This window comes from Bradyrhizobium sp. LB11.1, assembly GCF_040549385.1.
GTDB lineage: Bacteria > Pseudomonadota > Alphaproteobacteria > Rhizobiales > Xanthobacteraceae > Bradyrhizobium.
The window spans coordinates 477,715-497,310 of the sequence record NZ_JBEPTH010000005.1; the positions used below are offsets into that span (position 1 = coordinate 477,715).

General features: G+C 64.1%; 18 protein-coding genes and 1 tRNA gene. 3 read left to right on the forward strand and 16 right to left on the reverse strand.

Translation table 11 applies throughout. The features are described 5' to 3' along the window. Position 1: 1 nt before the first annotated feature. The 8 genes from ABIA96_RS16595 to ABIA96_RS16630 form a co-directional block, all read right to left on the reverse strand. Entirely contained in the window at positions 2-979 is a 978-nt protein-coding gene (locus ABIA96_RS16595; RefSeq protein WP_354138106.1) for an ABC transporter permease, read from the reverse strand. Beyond that, positions 976-1,926 (reverse strand): ABC transporter permease, encoded by a 951-nt coding sequence (locus ABIA96_RS16600; RefSeq protein WP_354138107.1) that lies wholly within the window; start codon positions 1,924-1,926, stop codon positions 976-978. The genes ABIA96_RS16595 and ABIA96_RS16600 overlap by 4 nt, the downstream gene beginning before the upstream one ends. Further along, positions 1,919-3,433 (reverse strand): sugar ABC transporter ATP-binding protein, encoded by a 1,515-nt coding sequence (locus tag ABIA96_RS16605; protein ID WP_354138108.1) that lies wholly within the window; start codon positions 3,431-3,433, stop codon positions 1,919-1,921. The genes ABIA96_RS16600 and ABIA96_RS16605 overlap by 8 nt, the downstream gene beginning before the upstream one ends. Continuing rightward, on the reverse strand, positions 3,430-4,824 hold the full coding sequence (locus ABIA96_RS16610; protein WP_354138109.1) for an FAD-linked oxidase C-terminal domain-containing protein: 1,395 nt from the start codon (positions 4,822-4,824) through the stop codon (positions 3,430-3,432). Before ABIA96_RS16610 ends, ABIA96_RS16605 begins: the two co-directional genes overlap by 4 nt. Positions 4,825-5,010: 186 nt before the next feature. Continuing rightward, positions 5,011-5,928, reverse strand: coding sequence for an NAD(P)-dependent oxidoreductase (locus tag ABIA96_RS16615; RefSeq protein WP_354138110.1), 918 nt, complete (start codon positions 5,926-5,928; stop codon positions 5,011-5,013). A 20-nt stretch (positions 5,929-5,948) separates the two neighbouring features. Further along, the gene (locus tag ABIA96_RS16620) at positions 5,949-7,325 is read right to left on the reverse strand and encodes an amidohydrolase family protein (protein WP_354138111.1); all 1,377 of its coding nucleotides are present in this window, start codon (positions 7,323-7,325) and stop codon (positions 5,949-5,951) included. A gap of 5 nt (positions 7,326-7,330) precedes the next feature. Next, the gene (locus ABIA96_RS16625) at positions 7,331-8,410 is read right to left on the reverse strand and encodes a maleylacetate reductase (RefSeq protein WP_354138112.1); all 1,080 of its coding nucleotides are present in this window, start codon (positions 8,408-8,410) and stop codon (positions 7,331-7,333) included. Next, the gene (locus ABIA96_RS16630; protein WP_354138113.1) at positions 8,407-8,730 is read right to left on the reverse strand and encodes a Dabb family protein; all 324 of its coding nucleotides are present in this window, start codon (positions 8,728-8,730) and stop codon (positions 8,407-8,409) included. Before ABIA96_RS16630 ends, ABIA96_RS16625 begins: the two co-directional genes overlap by 4 nt. A gap of 106 nt (positions 8,731-8,836) precedes the next feature. On the opposite strand from ABIA96_RS16630, the gene ABIA96_RS16635 reads away from it, so the two are divergent. Beyond that, entirely contained in the window at positions 8,837-9,757 is a 921-nt protein-coding gene (locus ABIA96_RS16635; protein ID WP_354138114.1) for a LysR family transcriptional regulator, read from the forward strand. Positions 9,758-10,183: 426 nt separating this feature from the next. Here ABIA96_RS16635 and ABIA96_RS16640 read toward each other — a convergent pair whose 3' ends face one another. The 3 genes from ABIA96_RS16640 to ABIA96_RS16650 all read right to left on the reverse strand — a co-directional run bounded on the left by ABIA96_RS16640 (position 10,184) and on the right by ABIA96_RS16650 (position 11,223). Beyond that, the gene (locus ABIA96_RS16640) at positions 10,184-10,423 is read right to left on the reverse strand and encodes a hypothetical protein (protein WP_502918823.1); all 240 of its coding nucleotides are present in this window, start codon (positions 10,421-10,423) and stop codon (positions 10,184-10,186) included. 155 nt (positions 10,424-10,578) lie between these two features. After that, complete coding sequence (locus ABIA96_RS16645; RefSeq protein ID WP_354138116.1) at positions 10,579-10,821, reverse strand: hypothetical protein; 243 nt, start codon at positions 10,819-10,821, stop codon at positions 10,579-10,581. A gap of 231 nt (positions 10,822-11,052) precedes the next feature. Beyond that, the gene (locus tag ABIA96_RS16650) at positions 11,053-11,223 is read right to left on the reverse strand and encodes a hypothetical protein (protein ID WP_354138117.1); all 171 of its coding nucleotides are present in this window, start codon (positions 11,221-11,223) and stop codon (positions 11,053-11,055) included. Between the two features lie 281 nt (positions 11,224-11,504). Between ABIA96_RS16650 and ABIA96_RS16655 the strand changes: the two genes are divergently transcribed. Beyond that, positions 11,505-12,173 (forward strand): hypothetical protein, encoded by a 669-nt coding sequence (locus tag ABIA96_RS16655; protein ID WP_354138118.1) that lies wholly within the window; start codon positions 11,505-11,507, stop codon positions 12,171-12,173. Positions 12,174-12,336: 163 nt separating this feature from the next. Here the strand turns inward: ABIA96_RS16655 and ABIA96_RS16660 are convergent, their stop codons facing one another. The 4 genes from ABIA96_RS16660 to ABIA96_RS16675 form a co-directional block, all read right to left on the reverse strand. Next, complete coding sequence (locus ABIA96_RS16660) at positions 12,337-12,717, reverse strand: SHOCT domain-containing protein (RefSeq protein WP_354138119.1); 381 nt, start codon at positions 12,715-12,717, stop codon at positions 12,337-12,339. A gap of 610 nt (positions 12,718-13,327) precedes the next feature. Further along, positions 13,328-13,403 (reverse strand) — tRNA-Lys (locus ABIA96_RS16665). Positions 13,404-13,742: 339 nt separating this feature from the next. After that, positions 13,743-16,403: a glycosyltransferase gene (locus tag ABIA96_RS16670; protein WP_354138120.1), complete on the reverse strand. Its 2,661-nt coding sequence runs from the start codon at positions 16,401-16,403 to the stop codon at positions 13,743-13,745. Between the two features lie 215 nt (positions 16,404-16,618). Continuing rightward, positions 16,619-17,212 (reverse strand): beta-1-3, beta-1-6-glucan biosynthesis protein, encoded by a 594-nt coding sequence (locus ABIA96_RS16675; RefSeq protein WP_354138121.1) that lies wholly within the window; start codon positions 17,210-17,212, stop codon positions 16,619-16,621. 332 nt (positions 17,213-17,544) lie between these two features. Here ABIA96_RS16675 and ABIA96_RS16680 point away from each other — a divergent pair, with 332 nt between their 5' ends. Further along, positions 17,545-19,104, forward strand: coding sequence for a glycoside hydrolase family 17 protein (locus ABIA96_RS16680; protein WP_354138122.1), 1,560 nt, complete (start codon positions 17,545-17,547; stop codon positions 19,102-19,104). Here ABIA96_RS16680 and ABIA96_RS16685 read toward each other — a convergent pair. Further along, entirely contained in the window at positions 19,064-19,444 is a 381-nt protein-coding gene (locus ABIA96_RS16685) for a hypothetical protein (protein WP_354138123.1), read from the reverse strand. The two genes, ABIA96_RS16680 and ABIA96_RS16685, sit on opposite strands and share 41 nt — an antisense overlap. Positions 19,445-19,596 lie beyond the last annotated feature (152 nt).

The window sequence follows — 19,596 nt, forward strand, 5'->3', positions numbered from 1 at the left end:
CTCATTGCGCGCGGCGGCGGGTCTTCATGTCGAGCCAGACCGCGAGAATGACGATGATGCCGGTGACCAGCGGCTGCCAATTGGCGCTGACCGACAACAAGTTCATGCCGTTCAGCACCAGCGTCAGGATCAGCGCACCGATGAAAGTGCCGAACACAGTGCCGACGCCGCCGAACAGCGAGGTGCCGCCGATCAGCACGGCCGCGATTGCCGGCAGCGTCAGGCTTTCGCCGATGTCAGCCTCGGCGGAGTTGAGCCGGGACAGGAAAATGATCGATGCGAGCCCGGCCATCGTGCCGGACACGGCGTAGACCAGCAGAAGCCGGCGCGTGACCGGAATTCCGGAGAGGCGGGCGGCGACCGGATTGGCGCCGATCGCATAGATCTCCTGTCCCCAGATCGTGCGTTGTGCAAACAGCGTTCCGATTCCGAGGAACACCAGCAGCAGATAGACCGGAATCGGCAGGCCGAACAGATAGCCGCTGCCGATCTGGCGGAAGCCCGCGGGGAAACCGTGAAGGGTCTCGCCCGCCATGTACCAATAGGTCACGCCGTTGAGCACCCAGAGCATGCCGTAGGTGGCGATGAAGGAGGGGATGCGCAGCGCCGTCACCATGATGCCGTTGAGGAGCCCGACGATGCCGCCGCAGGCGAGCCCGGTCAGGATTCCGAGCGTCGGCGATCCCGTGGTGTGGATCACGGTCCCGGCGACGCAAGCGGACAGCGCGACATTGGCGCCGACCGAGAGATCGAGGCCGGCGGTGAGCACCACCAGCGTCAGGCCCGAAGCGATGAAGAAAGTGAGACTCGCCTGGCGCAGGACGTTGAGAATGTTGCCGAGGCTGAGGAAGGAATCGTTCAGCACCGCCAGCACGGCGCAGATCAGGAAAACCGCGAGCAGCCGATAGAACAGCTGGATCGCATCCTGTGACAGGAAAGAACGCGGCGGCGACAGGGCCTCCTTGGTGATGTCGCTCATGTGCGGCTCCGCAAGCCGTCGAGGAACAGCGCGACGATGACGAGGACGCCGACGCTTGCGACCTGCACCGAGGACGGCAGCGAGATCAGGTTCAATCCGTTGCGCAGCACGCCGACGGCGATGACGCCGAGCAGGGTGCCGAGCAGCCAGCCATTGCCGCGCTCGAACGAGGTGCCGCCGACCGCGACCGCTGCGATCGCATCGAATTCGAGCCCGAGGCCCGCGGTCGGATGACCCGAATTCATGCGCGCGGTCATCAGCAGGCCGGCAATGCCGGCCATGGTGCCGCCGAGTGCGTAAACTGCGATCAGCAGCTTGTTGGGCGAGAGGCCGGCATAGCGGAGCGCCTCGCGATTGCCGCCGAGCGCGAACACGTAGCTGCCGAAGCGGGTATGATAGAGCAGGCCGTGGAAGGCTGCGTAAGTCACGAGTGCCACCACGATCGGGATGGGGATTCCGAGCAGCGTCGCCGAGTAAATGTCGCGGACGCTGTGGGGAATGCCGACCACGCTCTGGCCATCTGAGACGATCAGCGACAGGCCCTGCGCCATGCCGAGGGTGCCGAGCGTCGCGACGAACGGCGGAATGCCCAGGATTGCAACCAGCCAACCGTTGACAGTGCCGAAGGCCGCGCCGACCAGCACGCCGGCGCCGAGGCCGAGCAGCATCGATTGGGTCGCGAGCGAGACGATGGCGACGCAGAGTGAGGTCAGCGTCAGCACCGCGCCCATCGAGAGGTCGAGCCCCTCGGTCATGATGATCAGCGTCATCGGCAGCGCCAGCATGGTCAGGATGGTCGACTGCACCAGCACGTTGGAGAGGTTGGCCGGGGTGAGAAAGCCGGGCGCGATTGCGCCGAACAGCACGATCAGGACGCCGAGCACGATGGCGACACCGGGAATGCGCTGCAGCGGATTGGGTTGTGAAACGACCGCGGCCTCACGCATGATGCATCCCCAATCGCACGATATTCTCCTCGGTCAGCTCGTTGCGCGCCAGGTGCCCGGCGACGCGGCCCTCGCGCATCACATAGGCGCGGTCGCAGACGTGGCAGATCTCGACCTGCTCGGACGAGATCATCAGCGCGGCCGCGCCTTCGGCGACCAGCCGGTCGATCAACGCAAAGATCTCGGATTTGGCACCGACATCGATGCCGCGCGTCGGCTCGTCGAAGATGAAGAGTTTTGCACCGGCCGCCAGCCATTTGCCGATCACGACCTTCTGCTGGTTGCCGCCCGAGAGCAGGCCGACGGTCTGGCGTGCACTCGGAGTCGCGATGCGGAGCTGCCGGATCAGGCTATCGGCGGTGCGCTGGCCGCTGCGTGGATCGAACAGCCCGCTCGGGAACAGTTTTCGCAGCGCCGAGACCACGAGATTGTCGCCGACCGAACGCAGCAGCGCGAGCCCTTCGGTCTTGCGGCTCTCCGGGATCAGCGCGATGCCGCGGCGGGCGGCGATGTCCGGCTCGCCGGAGATCGGTTTGCCGTCGAACACGATCTCGCCCGAGGCGACCGGATCGGCGCCAAAGATCGCGCGCGCGACCTCGCTGCGGCCGGATCCGACCAGGCCGCAGAGGCCGACGATCTCGCCGCGGCGCACCTCGATGTTGATGTCGGCGATGCCGGTCGGTGAAGTCAGGCCCTTGACCTGAAGCAGCAACTCGCCCGGCTTGTCGGCAAAATTGCGCGGATAGGTCATGTCGACGGTGCGGCCGACCATCATGCGGACGAGCTGGTCGGGTGTGACGTCGGCCGGGCGAACGCCGTCGATGCGGCGGCCGTCGCGCAGGACCGTGATGCGGTCGCCGAGCGCGAACACCTCGGCCATGCGGTGCGAGATATAGACGATGGAGACGCCGTCGGCCTTCAGCCGCGTGATCAGCGCGAACAGCAGCTCTGTCTCGCGGTCGGACAGCGCGGCGGTCGGTTCGTCCATGACCAGGATGCGCGCGTTCTGGCTGATGGCTTTTGCGATCTCGACCATCTGCTGCTGGGCGACGCCGAGCGTGTTGACGGTGATGGAGGGGTCGATGTCGAAGCCGATCGTGTCGAGCAGGCGCTTGGCGTCGGCCAGGATCTTGCGGCGGTCGATGGTGCCGGGAATGCGGCCTTTCGGCTCGCGGCCGAGGAAGATGTTCTGGGCGATGTCGAGATAGGGGACGAGCGAGAATTCCTGGAAGATCACGGCGATGCCGAGTTTTTGCGCGTCGGCAGTGGACGCAATCGTGACCTTCTCGCCTTTGTAGAAGAACTCGCCGGAATCGGCGCTGTAGGCGCCGCACAGCACCTTCATCAGGCTCGATTTGCCGGCGCCGTTCTCGCCGAGCAGCATGTGCACTTCGCTCGCGTAGAGCGCAAAGGACACGTCGTCCAGCGCCTTGACGCCCGGAAATGCCTTGCTGATGCCGCGGAGCTCGAGCAGCGGGGTTGCTGAGGGCTCGCCGGGAGCGTTCATGGCCGTGCTGCTCCCGCAAAGATCTTGCCGGGGTTCATCAATCCCTGGGGATCGAGCGCGGTCTTGATCGAGCGCATCACGTCGACAGCTTCGCCGAGCTCATCGGTGAGATAGCCGATCTTGCCGAGCCCGATGCCGTGCTCGCCGGTGCAGGTGCCGTCCATCGCAATGGCGCGGCCGACCATGCGGGCCTGGAGCGCCTTGGCGCCGTCGATCTCCTCCGGCTTGGCGGGATCGACCAGGATCAGCATGTGGAAATTGCCGTCCCCGACATGGCCGACGATGGGCGCGGTGAAGCCGTGTTCGTCGGCGTCGCGACGGGTGTCGGTAAGGCATTCGGCGAGCCGCGAGATCGGCACGCAGACATCGGTGATGACGGCGCGGGCGCCGGGCCGGAGGCCCAGGCCGGCATAGAGCGTGTTGTCGCGGGCGTGCCAGAGCCGGCTGCGGTCTTCCGGCGCCTTGGCCCATTCGAAGCCGAGGCCGCCATGCTCGGCGGCGATCGCCTGTGCCAGTTCGGCCTGTTCGGCCACCGCGCTCTCCGAGCCGTGGAATTCGAAGAACAGCGTCGGCGCTTCGCGATAGCCGAGTTTTGCGTAGGCGTTGATGCCGCGCATCATGACATCGTCGAGCAGTTCGACGCGCGCGACCGGAATGGCCGCCTGGATGATGCCGATCGCGGTATCGACGGCGTTGTGCAGGGTATCGAAGCTGCACACCGCAGCCGAGATCGCCTGCGGCAGCGGATGCAGTTTCAGCGTGATCTCGGTGATAACGCCAAGCGTGCCTTCGGCGCCGACGAACAGCCGCGTCAGATCGTAGCCGGCCGCGGATTTGCGGGCGCGTCTGGCGGTGCGGATCACGCGACCGTCGGCCAGCACGACTTCGAGCGCCATGACGTTGTCCTTCATGGTGCCGTAGCGTACCGCCATGGTGCCGGAGGCGCGCGTCGAAGTCATGCCGCCGATCGAGGCATCCGCGCCGGGATCGATCGGGAAGAACAATCCGGTGCCGCGCAGCTCCGCATTGAGCTGTTTGCGGGTGATGCCGGGCTGGACCACGACATTCATGTCGCTGTCGTGCACCATCAGCACCTTGTTCATGCGCGCGAAGTCGATGCAGACGCCGCCCGCGACCGCGGACGCATTGCCTTCGAGCGAGGTGCCGGCGCCGAATGGCACGATCGGCATGTTCGCGCCGGCGCAGAGCCTGACGATCTCGGCGACTTCCGCAGTCGTCTCCGGAAACACAACGATGTCGGGGGGCAGGGTACGATAATAGGACTCGCTCTGGCCATGCTGGTCGAGCACGCCGCGTGCGATCGTCGCACGCGGACCGATCACGCCTGCGAGGCGTTCAGCCAAAGCGGCACTGCTGACCCGCGGTCCCATCGTCTCTCCCTGTCGTCCGTACTTGTCGCGGACTGTTGTCAGTCCGTCGATTCTACGTTCGGCCTAGGCCGCCTGTGCGTTGCCTGCGGCCTGCTTGATACGCGGATCGGTCGTGCTGGCGATGCGCTCGCGCACGGCGCCGGTGATGTTGGTCTCGCTGAAATGACGCACATTCGCCTCCGTCGATCAGAGTTTGGGCTCGCCAAGTTTGGGCTCGTCAAGACCGGACAGCCGTTCGAGATGCTTGACGGTCGCGATGAAGTCGGTCTCGCCGGCGCCTTGCGCGATCAGCGCGCCGTAGGTCTCGCGCACCTGGGCTGCGAGCTGTAGCGGCACGCCGACGGCATGGCCGGCGCCGAGGATGAGGTCGAGATCCTTGGCCATCTGCTTGCAGGAGAAGCTCGAGACGAAGTCGCGGGTCCGCAGCGGTGCGGTCTTGTATTTAACCATGGGGGAGGCGACTGCACTCTCATCCAGCACTTTCAAAATGTCCTGCCAGCCGATGCCGCCCTTGCGCGCCAGCGCCAGGCTTTCGGCCATCATCGCCGCCGAGACCGCGATCATGAGATTGACCGCGAGCTTTGCGTAGCGCGCTTCCTCGCTTGGGCCGAGATAGGTCTGCGCTCGGGTAAAACTCGCAAACAGCGGCTTGGCGCTCTCGAAGGCATCCTTGGGTCCAGACACGAAGCAGCTCAGCGCGCCCGTGTGCACGATGCTGGCGTTGCCGGAGACCGGCGCCCGCAGATAGGCGATCCCGCGGGCCTGGGCTGCGGCATCGACTTCGGCCGAGGCTTCGGCGCTGACCGTGCTGGTCTCGATCAGCACCGCCTTCGGCGCCATCGCGCCGATCAATCCGGTCGGGCCGAGCATCACCGCGCGAAGTGCGGCGTCGTCGGGGAGCGATGTGATGACCACAGGCCGGCTGTTGACGGCATCAGTGGGCGAGCCCGCGACAGCGATGCCGTGCTCGCGCGCCTCGCTCAGACGCGCTGCGCTCTGGTCAAAGGCGGTGACGTCATAACCGGCCTTGGCGACGAGGAGCGACATCGGCAGGCCCATCTTGCCAATGCCGATGAAGGCGATTTGTTTGCTTGTATCAGTCATTTCTTGTTGTCCGTTGGCCGTTATCCCGCGGCGTGCCCTTGTCGTTCGATGTCCCGCACAAGCCGCTGGCCGGATTGCGCGAGCAGCTCTTTCTTCTGCGCCAACCCGTCGATCAGCAGCTTTCCGTTCCGCTTCTTCCAGCGGCCTCCGATCATCACCGCCTCGATATTGGCGAGGCTCGTCTGCATCACCACGGTGGCGACGGGATCGTGGACCGGGAAGAGGTTGAGATCGTCGGCATTGATGATCACGAGATCGGCGCGTTTCCCTGGCGTCAGCGAGCCGATCTCGCTCTCGCGGCCGAGCATGCGGGCGCCTTCGGTCGTGACCCATGCCAGCGCCTCGCGCGCCGGGATCGTGGTCGTCGCGGGAATAGTACCCTCGCTCTTGCGCATCTCCGCATTGTCGAGCGCGCGCTGCATCGACAGTGCGACGCGGGCAGCGGAGAAGAGATCGCCCGGCAGCACGGATTCCAGATCGATGCCGACGGTGGGGCGGACGCCGCGCTTGAGCAGCCGACCCGTGATCGGAAAGCCGTGGCCCTGGATCATCTCGTTTTCCGGCGTCACCGAGAACGTAACGCCGAGATCGATCAGCTTTTGCAGGAGATCATCGGGCAGATCGTTGCCATGGACGATGTTGACGTTGGGACCGACGAGGCCGGCCTCGATCAATCTCTCCCAGCCGCCTTGCGTCTTCGCCGGCCCGCCGCCCTGATGCATCGAGGCGATCAGGCCGAGTTCCCGAGCCAGGCGGAAATCATGCAAGGACACGTCGAGCGTCGAATAATGCGGACCGAGAATGGCAAGCCCGAGTGTGACCAGGCCATCGCGGTCGGCGAGGGGACCTGCCAGCAGCCGTTCGACCTCGCGGCGGGGATGCGGCACCTCGGAGAAGTGCGGCTCGCCCGGCTTCGGCTCGGGTTTTGGCGAGCCGTGGAAGAAGGCGGCGCGGATGCCGCTCTCGATCAGGCCGCGCACGGCGGCATCGGTATGGGCGGGCGTCGGGTTGTTGTGGCACCAGTCGACCAGCGTGGTGGCGCCGCAATTGATCTGGTTCAGCGCTCCGACGAGCGTGGCGATATAGATGTCGTCGGGGGCGAACAAGGTCGCGAGCCCGGCATGCATGCGGCGGAAATATTCGAGCAGCGTCCAGTTCGCCGCGAAGCCGCGCAAGCCGGTCTGCCAGGTGTGCATATGCGCATTGATGAGGCCGGGGATGACGATGCGCCCACGACCGTCGACGATTTCGGTCTCTGCGGCGCCGCTGCCGAGGTCGATATTCGGGCGGACCTCGGCGATCCGACCGTTCTCCACCAGCACGTCGCCAACACCGAGATCGCCGATGCGATCGTCCATGCTGATGATCGTTGCCGACTGGAGGAGGGTGCGCTTCATCAGGGTCAGGCCGCTGCTTTGGTCGCGGCCGGCGGCTCGCCGGCCCAGGCGCGCGCGATGAGGTCGCGGATGGCGCCCCGCTCGAGCGGGCGCGGATTCCAGTAGGCATTGGTGACGGCGAGGTCAGCCGCCTTGTTGATGCCGCTCTCGGGCATGCCGATGTCGCGCAGCGCGACCTTGGCGCCCAATCGCCTGGCGAGATCGTAGAGACCCTGCGCTGCATCGGCCGCACCGATCGCGCGCGCGATCCGCGTCATCGCGTCGGGCACAGCGGGGGCGTTGTAAGCCAGCGCATGCGGCAGCACGATCGTGTGCGTCTCGGCATGCGGCAGGTCAAACGTGCCGCCGAGCGTGTGGCAGAGCTTGTGATGCAGCGCCATGCCGACGGTGCCGAGGCACACGCCGCACAGCCAGGCGCCATAGAGCGCATCGCTGCGGGCCGCGCGATCGTCGGGCTTGGCGGTAATCGCGGGCAGGGCACGCGCCAGCGCGCGGATGCCTTCCTCGGCCGTCAGCGAAGTCACGGGATTGGTATCGCGTGCATAAAGCGCTTCGACCGCGTGGGCGATGGCGTTGATGCCGGAGGTGGCGGTGAGTCCGACCGGCAGTGACAGCGTCAGATCGACGTCGTAGATCACGGTCTTCGGCAGCACGGCCACATCGCGCACTGTGGTCTTCAGACCGTTTTCGGTCTGACCGAGGATCGGCGTCATCTCCGAGCCGGCATAGGTGGTGGGGATGCAGAGCTGGTTGACGCCGGTGCGCAAGGCCAGCGCCTTGCCGAGGCCGGTCGTCGAGCCGCCGCCGAGTGCGACCACGCAGTCGGCGTCGCACGCCTTCATCGCCGTGATCGCGCGCTCGGTCACGTCGACCGGCGTATGCATGGTGGCCCCGGCGAAGATGCCGGCATAGAGCGAGCCCAGTGCAGCGCCGAGTGCCTTGCCCTGTGCTTCCTGCTGCGGCGTGGTCAGCACCAGCGCGCGCTTGCCGCCGAGGCGCTCGACCTCGGCCTTGGCCGCGCCAAGCGTTCCGCTGCCGAACACAACGCGGCAAGGCAGGTTTTCAAAGGTGAACGTACCGATCATGCGCCGGTCTCTTTGACGGGATAATCAACCTGGAAGCGCCCGATCCGCAAGTCGCCGAGCTCCTCCCGCACCCGCAGATGTTCCGGATGGGTGGCGTAGGCCTTCAGGGCCGCGTGGTCGGTAAACTCGGAGACGAGGACAACGTCGCAAGCATAATCGACATCGCTGACATCGACGCCGACCTCGATATGGGTCAGGCCGTCGATTCGGCCCTTGAGGCCCTCGAACAGAGTTTTAACCTTGGTCCGGGCGGCGAAGCGCTCGGCCTGGGTCTCCCCGCGCAGCCGCCACATCACGATGTGCTTGATCGGACCCGACATTTCCCAGAATTCCTCACCTGCCTCTTATTTGTTGGGGCCATTTTGCCTTGCGGGAATCGGAAATAAAGGCAAAAAATCGTAAGTCTCTTTTCCGATATGAGGAAGAATGGATCGCCTGCTCCAGCTTGAGGTTTTCGCCAGGACGGCCGAACTCGGCAGCCTCTCCAAGGCGGCGGACACCTTGCGGATGTCGAACGCGGCGGCGAGCCGGCATCTGAGCGCGCTGGAGGAGCGGCTTGCGGTCAGGCTGATCGAGCGCAACACCCGCCGGCAATGGCTGACCGAGGCCGGGCAGGAGCTGTTGCAGCGTTGCAGCACGTTGCTGAACGAACTTGCCGAAGCCGAAGACGCCGTCAGTGACCGCGCGCTGTCGCCCAAGGGCATGCTGCGCGTCACAAGCTCGCTGTCCTTTGCCATGATCTACATGGCGCCGATGCTGCCGGCCTTTCGTACGCTCTATCCGAAGCTCGATGTCCAGATCATCGCCGCCAACCGCTATCCTGATTTCATCGAGGCCGGCATCGATGTCGCGATCCGCACGCGCGAGCAGGAGCCGGATTCCAACATCATCATCCGCCGCATCGGCCAGATGCGCCGCGTGCTGGCGGCCGCACCGTCCTATCTCGCGACACACGGTATTCCTGAGCATCCCGCCGATCTCGCGCGCCACGACATGCTGGTCTACAACCTCGCCAACGATCCTTATTCGTTGCGACTGAGCAAGGGCAGCACGACGCAGACCGTCCGCATCGCGCCGACGCTCGACAGTAATGATGGCCAGATCATCTGCGGTGCCGCGCGCGCAGGGCTCGGCATCCTGATCCAGCCGCTTTACATCGTGCAGAGCGACATCGCGGCCGGCAAGCTCGTGCCGGTCCTGACGGATTGGGAGTTGCCGCTGCTGACGATGAACGTGGCCTACCAGAACCGCGTCCGGCTGCCGGCGAAGATCAGGGTGTTTTCGGATTTCTTGGTCGATCACATCCGCGCGCATTCCGATGCCGGGATCTGGATCGAGGCGACGTAAACGGCTGCCTGGGCACTATTCCGATCGTTCCTGCGCCCGCGTCCGTCCGATGGACGACCGCGACCGGGGAGCGACAAGCGGTTCGGGTGGGGCAGAACGCCGGGCTGCCGCGGCCTCGTACTGTTCTTTCCGGGCTTTCCGCGCGCTGCGCATGGCGCGCTTGATGAAGGGGTGCTGCGAGTCCTCGGCGAAGAACAACACCACCTCGCAACCCGGACATTGCCTGGAATAGCCGTCCTGCAGCCGTCCCGCGCGGTCGCGAAACATCGTCTTGCAACGCGTGCACTGGATCTGGACGAAACTCATTGCGCCGACAACAAATGGCTATTGGAAATCGGCGGTCACGGTGAGCCGGATACCTGAAGAAAGCCTGAAGGCCGATTGCGACTTTCCCGCACGTCTTGCGGCGCAACCAGCTGCGCGCCGCTATTGTTTCGCCGCCATCGCAGCCAGGCAGTGATTGAGATAGTCGGTCCGATCTCTCGGCAGCACCTTTTCCAGGTCCGCCTTCAGGGCGCATTCGCGTTGACGGATCTGCTCGGCGCGGCGTTTTTCCGCAGCCTCCCGGTATTCGGGAGCAACCTTGCCGGGATCGACCAGGCCCTGGGATCGGGCAGGCGCAATGGCAAGCAGCGCGATGGCTGCAGCAATAATGAACTGTTTCAAATGAGCCTCCGTAAAAGCGCTCATCCTAGCGCTTGGTCTCGGAAGGCTCAAACGGCAAGTGTGATGGGGCCGATCAATAGCCCGGCCTGACCGACCCAGGTCGCTGGAGGCCGGCTGTCAGGTTTGACGTCGTGAATCTGGCCGAGTGAAGCCCGTCACTTCGGGGCGTGGTCGATCTTGTGCCCCAAATGCCCGGTGTCGTGGTCGCGACGCAGCTGGCTCAGCGACGTCTCGTTCAACTGATGCAAGACCTCGCTGAGCTGGGTCGCATCGGGATAGCCGGCCGCAAAACTCTTGCCGTAGATCTTGCGCAATGTGCCAACCAGCGTGTTGCCGTGCTTCTTGCTGATCGCGCCATCCTTGTCCCGGTGGCGACCATCCAGGCCCGGTTCCTTCATGTGTCTCTCCCCGTGCGGCGTCTGCGCGCCTGACGTGAGCGTGCTCCCAAAAGAGTTGATTGGCAACGCGGTGGGGCGTCCGAGCGCGGATGTGAATTCTCGGACGCGCTTCGCTATCTCCGGTGGCGCGATGACGCAGCGCAGCGCTGGCTGAACAACGCCCGCCGGACTTCGGCCGGGGCGGCCAACAATCGAAGTCGCTTGCGTGGTGGAGACGACGGAGGTGGGAGGCTAAGCTGCCTGCTCTTCAAACGAGGTGTAGACTTGACCTCTGGGATCGACAATCTGAACGTCCCGGCACCCGTCCGCGATCAGCTCCCTGGCCTTCTTGAGGGCGGCGGCGAGGGACTCGCGCTTCAGGTTGACGACGCCTGCCGTGTCGAAACCGGTGATTTCAAACATGCCGCTGCTCCCATTTGATCGAATCCTACACCTTTCCAGCGGGTTGTCTCCTGGCTTTTTTTGGCAGGGCGGCTGGAACTGAACGTAGGGTCTGCCCCCGCAATTCCATCGCATAGCCCCGTAGTCGACCGGGGCGGATGGACACGCCTGGCGGCCACGTCGCTAACGTGGAATTAATCCGAAAAGTCCATAATTTTAGGCAGTTGTAAGTGGGTGCTGCGTAAGGGAGGCGTCGCGAGGACGTTCCGGCGACGGCCTCCTTTTGCTCGCTCATGAGGTCAATGCGCATGACCACGACATCCGAAACGCCGGGCTTCGCCGAACACCTCGACGCCGCAGCACTTGCAGCCGCAGCATTCGAACCCGAACACGAATCCCCAGCTCCGGCACCGGGCAAACCGTCCAGCCGCAAATCGGTCCTGGCACTGTCGGTGTGTGCCTTGGCCATCAATGGCGCGGCGGCCATCTACACATTGCCGTTTGATCTGCCATCGCCGAACATCGGCAGTCTGGCTGCGCTGCTTCCGCGCCAGCAAGAGTCCGTCGCAAAACCGGATCCGATTGTCGCTGCCCTGAAGGACATCCAGTCGGCTCAGCAGCAGCAGGCCGCCGCGCTGCAGGAGATCAATTCCGCCTTGCAGCAAAATGCGGTTCTGCAGCAGCAGGATTCCACGGTCCTCGTGTCTCTCCGGCAGAGCATCACGGACGAACGGGGCGACGTGAAGAAGATATCGCCGCAGCTTTCCACGCTGATTGCGAAGATCGACTCGCTGCAAAGTACGATGACGTCGGACGTCACATCGTCCATTCGAAAAGCGCATGCTCGCTATGGATTGTCCCCAGCGATGCGCAAGCGGATGATGGATCGGCAGTCGAAATCTATCGGGCCGATTTCGGTCGGAGGAGCTCCGTTGACTGCGCCGGTGACGGTTGCAGCGCCCGAGAGCTGAAAACGCGTTCGGGCGATGTCAGGACCGACGTGGCTCGCTGGTCTACGCAGACGAGTCTTTCGCCCCGAATTTGGGATCGGGGAAGCTCGTCAATGTCGGCGCCTAGTTTGGTGCACTGTCACCGTAACTCAGCGCCGTCATCTGCGGCGGAAAAAGGGGCGGTTTAGATCAGCTTGGCACGAAGGCGATCGTACTCCACCTCGGTTATTGATCCAGACGTTTTTAGTTGATTGAGTTTTGTTATTTCATCGGCGACGCTAAAGCCAACGATACTGCGCAATTCATCGCGCGCCTGCTGAGCCCGCTGAGCATTCCGCTCAGCCATGCTTCTCCCTTGGGTGATCACGTAGGCTAAGATGCCGAGGTAAGAGAATAGAACCAGCGCAATAACCCACAGTGCCTTTCCCCAACCGGAGATGTCGTGGCGCCTGAAGATGTCTCCGTAAATGACAATGAGCAGCCAGAACCAGAGCACAAATGCGAATATCGCAATCATGTCCATCAAGAAGTTTCGATACGTAAAGCCCTCTTGAGCAAAGAACATTTGCGCTTCTCCCTGATGCTTGAATTCCCCCTCAGACCCTCGGCAACTGTAGGGCGCGGATGCAGGGTTGGGCAACTAGGATTTTTGCGGCTAACTCTTGAGGGTCGCGTCCGGTTTACTCGGCCAGTACTTCGATTTAGCCGAAATCCAGTTATTGGCCTCGGCGGCGCTACCGAAATCCCCAACATGGGAGATGGGACCGACACCGGTTGTCACAGCGACAAACCAGCGACCGTTTCTAGATATCCGAGACTCCAAGTTAGGAAAGGTCCGCGCGACCTTGTTGGTTGGCGAGGCGTCCGTCATTTGCCGCTGCCTAGCCCTTTTCGCATCAGCGTCCGGATGGCCTCCGGTCTCGTTTGCGCATCGTCCTGCTCTGCAATTCAACTGTCGACAGCCGATAAGTCATCAGGCTGTAGGCGTACGCGCGTTCCGTGCTGGCCGCCCAACCGGCGAGTGATGGGCGACGCGTGCTGTTAGGTGTTTGAATAACCCCGTTCGGCCCGCTCCAGCCGCAACGCTGGGGCGGGTTTGCTATCTGGCTGGCTACAAGGTGGCTATAAATTTTGTAGCCAGCTTATCGTGCAGCTCGCTAAGCGCTTGATTTTGTTGGTGAGCGCGCTGGGGCTCGAACCCAGGACCCCGTGATTAAAAGTCACGTGCTCTACCGGCTGAGCTACGCGCTCCCATGGCCGCTGATGGCTTTACGATCGATCGCCATCGTCTTCGGTCATTTGGAAAAGCATGTCTTGCCGCCGCGTTTCTTGCCGCCGCGTTTGACTGACGCGCTGCGGAGAAAATCGGCTGTTTCCGGATCATGCTTTCGGCCCGCGCTGTGTAGGGGGATGGGGCGCTGAGGTCAATAGCAGGGGTGTCTGCCAAAACATGCGGCGGTGGCGAGGATTTGCTTGCCGCTTCCGGCGCTTAGACCGGGGTTCTAAACCTGATTGGCGGGCCATCATCCACGCCCAAGGACCTCGTGACTTTATAATCACGGGGTCCTGGGCGCCGAAATCTGCCCCGGATCAGTTCGCCTCCCGCCGCACCTCGCTCGGCACCGGCTGCGCGTTGCCCGGCGTCGGCAGGGCGACGGGGCGCAGGCCGATCAACTCGGCGGTGCGGATCGCGCTGTCGCGCCAGAACTGGAACGAGTTGATGCGGCTGAGCTCGAGGATCGCGATCGCAACCGCGGCCAGGAACGGCAGGCTTTGCAGCACCAGCACGCCGGCGAAGATGTAGATCTCGGTGATCTGCCTAAAACTGTTGGAGGCGATCAGCACGCCGGAGCCGATCAGGAGCAGGGCGCCGATCACTGCCTCCCAGAACGCCTGGAACTCGATCGACATCCTCGACAGGCCGCCCTTGGAGGTGCGCGCGAACGCGATGTGTTCGGTGATCAGGCCTTGCGCGACCGCGCGCGACACCGTCCATTGCACGCTCATCGCGGCGATCATCGCGCCGAGCATCTGGCCCGATTTGATCGCGACGCGCGCGCGGTACATCGACAGGAAGTGCGCGAGCGAGACGATGAAGGCGCCGATGATCGGCAGCGTCAAAATCTTGTCGGGGATGGCGATGTCGGCAAAGGCGACGATCGGCACCCAGACGAGGTTGAGCAACGCCACGACCACGCCGAGGCTTTCGGCCCCAAGCCAGTTCAACCAGCCGAGACCATATTCGCGCCTCTGGTCGGGGGTCAGCCGGCTCCGGCCGGGCAGGAAGTGCCGCCAGTGCTTCTTCACGATCTGAAGGCCACCATAGGCCCAACGGTGACGCTGCTTCTTGAAGGCCTCGTAGGTGTCGGGTAGCAGCCCCTTGCCGTAACGATGGTTGGTGTAGTGGGTGGTCCAGCCGAGCTCCTGGATCGCAAGGCCGAGGTCCGAGTCTTCGCAGATTGTGTCGCTGGACCAGCCGCCGGCCATGTCCATCGCGGCGCGGCGGATCAGGCACATCGTGCCGTGCACGATGACGGCGTTGAGCTCGTTGCGCTGAACCATGCCGATGTCGAAGAAGCCGGCATATTCGCCGTTCATGATGTAGTGCATGATCGACAGATCGCCGTCGCGGTGCTCCTGCGGCGCCTGCACCAAGCCGACGCGCGGGTCGGCGAAAGCCGGCACGAGGTCCTTCAGCCAGTCGGGCTCGACGACATAGTCGGCGTCGAGAATGCCGATGATCTCGGCATCGACGGCGGTGCGGTCCATGGCGATACGCAGCGCGCCGGCCTTGAAGCCCTGCACCTTCTCGGCATTGATGAATTTGAAGCGTTCACCGAGTGCGCGGCAGTGATCCTGGATCGGCTGCCAGAAGGCGGGATCCGGCGTGTTGTTGATGATGACCACGCACTCGTAGTTCGGATAGTCGAGCCGAGACAGCGCATCGAGCGTCTGCTTGAGCATCTCGACCGGCTCGAAATACGCCGGGATGTGGATCGAGACCTTGGGGTAGTAACTCTCGGGCACGTTCTCGACCGGCTTGCCCTTGGCGAGCAGGCGTTGCGGCGCCCGACCGAAGGCGACGGCCGCGATCTCTTCGATGCGGGCCATCGCGATCAGCACCAGCGGCACGAGCAGGATCATGCCGAGCGTGAGCGCGAAAGCCGAGCCGAAGATAAAATAATGCCCGTTCCAGAACGCGAATACGGTCGCGGCCCAGGCGCCGACGCCGTTGGCGGTGGCCGACAGCAAAAACGCCTGCTTGGCGGTCGGTTGCTGGAGCCGCAGGATCGGAAGCGACAGCAGGATGCCGACCAGCAGCGCGATCGTCATCAGCTTCCAATAGTCGGGATTTTCAACCGGGCCGGTCCAGGCGAATTTCGGCTCGCGGTTGGCATTGAGGATGCCCCAGTACGGACCGACGCCGCCCTCAAAATACTTCCAGGGCTGATCGATGGCTTCGACGATGTTGTATTCCATGCCGAGCGCTTCGGCGCGGCTGACGAAATTGCGCAGCGTCAGCGCCTGCTGGAACGGACCGGGGTCGGCGTTGCGCAAGTTGTAGCCCGCGCTCGGCCAGCCGAACTCGGCAATCACGATGCGCTTGCCCGGGAACAAATTGCGCAGAAGGTTGTAGCGGTCGACGCCCTGGTCGACCGCCTGGTCCGACCGGAAGTTCTCCCAATAGGGCAGCACGTGGGCGGCGATGAAGTCGACGTTGGAGGCGAGATCGGGGTTATCGCGCCAGATGTTCCAGATCTCGCCGGTGGTGACGGGAACGCGCACCGCGCCCTTCACCTGCTTGATCATCTCGATGAGGTCTTCGACCTTCTGCTCGCCGCGATAGATCACCTCGTTACCGACGACGACGCCGTTCACGTTGCTGTTCTTGCGCGCGAGCGCGATGGCAGCCTTGATCTCCCGCTCGTTGCGCTCGGGATCCTTGCCGATCCAGGCTCCGACCGTGACCTTGAGCCCGAACTCGGCGGCGATCGGCGGCACCAATTCGTTGCCTTCGGTCGCCGAGTAAGATCGGATGGCGCGCGTGAGCGTCGAGAGCTTTTTCATATCGGCGCGTATCTTGTCGGGGTCGACGTTGTTGTCGACAATATGTCCCGGTTCGAACGGCGTATAAGACAGGCTGGGCAACAGGCCCTTGAAGTCGGGCGCGGGTTCCTTGTCGCGCAAGACTCCCCAGAGGCCGGCGTGGAGCACGGACACAAGCAACAGAACGGCGGCGACAACCCGCATCGCGGCTAAACCAAAAGGGGCTGAAATGGCAGGGAAGCGGATCCGACCCCGAGATCCGACCGAGTCCGCGGCAAGTGGAGCATACCTCTGCCGCGCGGTTTCACAACTGTCATGGCCTCATGTCCAGACGAGGGCATGGCCGTGTTCGAAGCGCGCGGCAGTGCCAACAATTGCTATCGCCGATCGTTCCTGAACGCAGGCTGAAACGATCGCGGTTATTTCTGGGGCGCGGGCGAGGGGCTTGCCGCCGGCGAGGGGCTTGCGGCCGGCTGGGGCGCTTGCGAATTGCCGGTGGTCGGCGCCGCCGGCTGGGAGGTCGCGGCGGCCGCCTGCTGCGGCTGGGCGGCCGGATTGATCCAGCAAGCGTGCACACGGCTGTCCAGGGTATCGGCGACCTTGGGATCGATCTGGGCGACGAAGCGGGTCAGGCAGCGGAATGCCGCCTGGATATGACCGCCGGGGCAGCCAAAGCGGTCATAGAGGTCGAGATGGCGGAAAGCGGTGTCGAGGTCGTCGCGGTACATCAGCCGCACCACGCGGCGACCGAGCCAGACACATTCGGGGTTGCCGGCCGGGCCGTTGATGACTTGGGCGGCTTCCGCGAACTCGTCAGTGCGGCGCTGGTTCTGGGCCGCCTCCTTGGCGGCGTCGGCGGGTTGGCTCGCAGCCTTGCCCTGGTCAGGGGCGGGCGCGCCGCTCTGGGCGGAGGCGGCACCGAGGCCAACCAGGAGGACAAGGCAGGTCACGGCCAAGGTGGCGGCGAACTGCCGCAGGACCGCATTTCGTAACTCGAACACCCGTCGCCGCATGAATTCCCCAATTGCTCAGCCGTCCGCCCGCGGGGGAGCACCTCGCGGACGCTGAGGTGATGGCGTCCAAATGGGTCTCCAATGGGGCGGAAATGTCCCGCGGAATCCAATGACAAGTAATTGGATTTTTGTCCAGTAAAGTCACGATCCTGGGGCCCGGTCGAACGGCCGCAGCCCAATTCGCCGGGGGAGAGCAAGCGCCTCGCAGGCGTCACCCCCTTGGCAGATGGCGTGCGAGCAGGTAATCGACGGACCCTTCGCGGAGGACGGAACCGATTTCTCTTCGTACGCCACTGGCGCTCCTGCTGGTCTCCCTGGGTGCGATTGCTGCGGTGTGGTGGTGGCTGGCCACGCCGATCACGCTCGCGCGCGCTCCCATCGATCCGAATGACAAGGTTCAATGCGTATCGTACGCGCCGTTCCGCGGCGAGCAGACGCCGCTGAACGCCTGGACCCATATCGAGGCCGACCAGCTCGAACAGGATTTGCGCCAGCTCAAGCAGATCACCGACTGCGTCCGCACCTACTCGATTGAGAACGGGCTCGACCAGGTGCCTTCGGTCGCAGCCAAGGTCGGCGGGCTGAAGGTGATTCAGGGCATCTGGCTCGGCAGCAACCGCGCCAAGAATTTTGCGCAGGTAGCGACCGCGGTCCGCCTCACCAAGGAATTCCCCGACACCATCTCCGCCCTCGTCGTCGGCAACGAGGTGTTGTTGCGCGGAGAAATGACGACGTCGGACCTCACCGCGATCATTCGTTCGGTGAAGGCGCAGGTCACCGTGCCCGTGACCTATGCCGACGTCTGGGAATACTGGCTGAAGAACCGCGATGTCTATGACGCCGTCGACTTCGTCACGATTCACATCCTGCCTTATTGGGAGGATGTGCCGGTGAAGGCGAAGTTCGCGGCGAGCCATGTCGAGGCGATCCGCGAGCGCATGGCGGTGGCATTCCCCGGCAAGGAAATTCTGATCGGCGAGACCGGCTGGCCGAGCGAAGGCCGGATGCGCGCGGGCGCGCTGCCGTCACGCACCAACCAGGCGCGCGTCGTCTCGGAGATCCTGGGGCTCGCGAAAGCGCAGAAGTTTCGCGTCAACCTGATCGAGGCCTATGACCAGCCGTGGAAGCGGCGGCTCGAAGGCACCGTCGGCGGCTATTGGGGCCTGATCGATTCCGTGCGGCGCCAGCTGAAATATCCGCCGGGCGAACCGATCAGCAATTTCCCGTTCTGGAAATGGTACATGGGCGCCGGCATGCTCCTCAGCGTGCTGGTGTTTGCGGTCGCCGGCATCACGCTGCGCCGCCGGCCCTGGACGCCGCGCGTCTCGGCCTGGCTCGGCGTCGGCATCTCCGCGACAACGGCGGGCATCCTGCTCGGGATCGCCGCCGACAAGATGTTTTACGAGAGCTACGGGTGGGGCGGCTGGCTGCAATGGGGCATGCTGCTGCTGGCCGGCATCCTCTCGCCGATCTTCTGTGCGCAGGCCCTCGTGATCGGCCGCGGCCTGCCAAGCTTCCTCGACCTGCTCGGTCCGCGCGAGGGACGCAAATGGTCGAAGCTTTCCGCCGTGCTCGTCCTGACCCTGGCGGTGACGGCGGTGATCGCGGCCGAGACCGCGCTCGGCTTCGTGTTCGACCCGCGCTACCGCGACTTCCCCTATGCCTCGCTGACGATGGCGGTGGTGCCGTTCGCGCTGTTGATGCTGAACCGGCCGCAGATCGGCGTGCGCCCGATCGCGGAATCGATGTTCGCAGCGCTGCTGGCGCTGTCCGCGGTCTACGTGATCCTGAACGAAGGCCGCGACAACTGGCAGGCGATGTGGACCTGCGCGATCTATCTCTTGTTCGCACTCACGCTGTGGCGGGCGCGGGCCGAGCAAAGCCAAGGATGAGCAGGCCGATCGCCAGGCCCGACAGCACGATGTTGTAGAGGACGATGCCGAGGCCGGCTGCGACCACGCCAAGCGTGAGCAGCACGATCGAAGGCCGCATCAGGTTCAGCGTCGCGATCACCAGCGCGACGATGCCGAACACCGAATTCTTGAACAGCGACGTCGATACCGAGCGCGCCTTGCAGATCATGGTCTGCAAGCCGGCGTCGCACGCGAGCGCCACCTGCGAGAACTCGATCGCGAAATAGCGCACATAGAGCGCCCAGCCGACGGTGACGAATCCGACGACGATGAGAAACTGCACCTGATAGGGCGTGAGGCGAAACGGCTTTTTTGTCATGCGGGCAATATGATCGGGATGGCGGAACGGAGCAACAGGGGCGGGAGATTTTTACACCGGGGGCGTCGCTCGAGCCGTCGCACTCTTCCTTGTGGCAAGCCCCTCGGAACCGTCGCGATACGGATTCGCGAGAGTTCCAACGTCGCCCAACA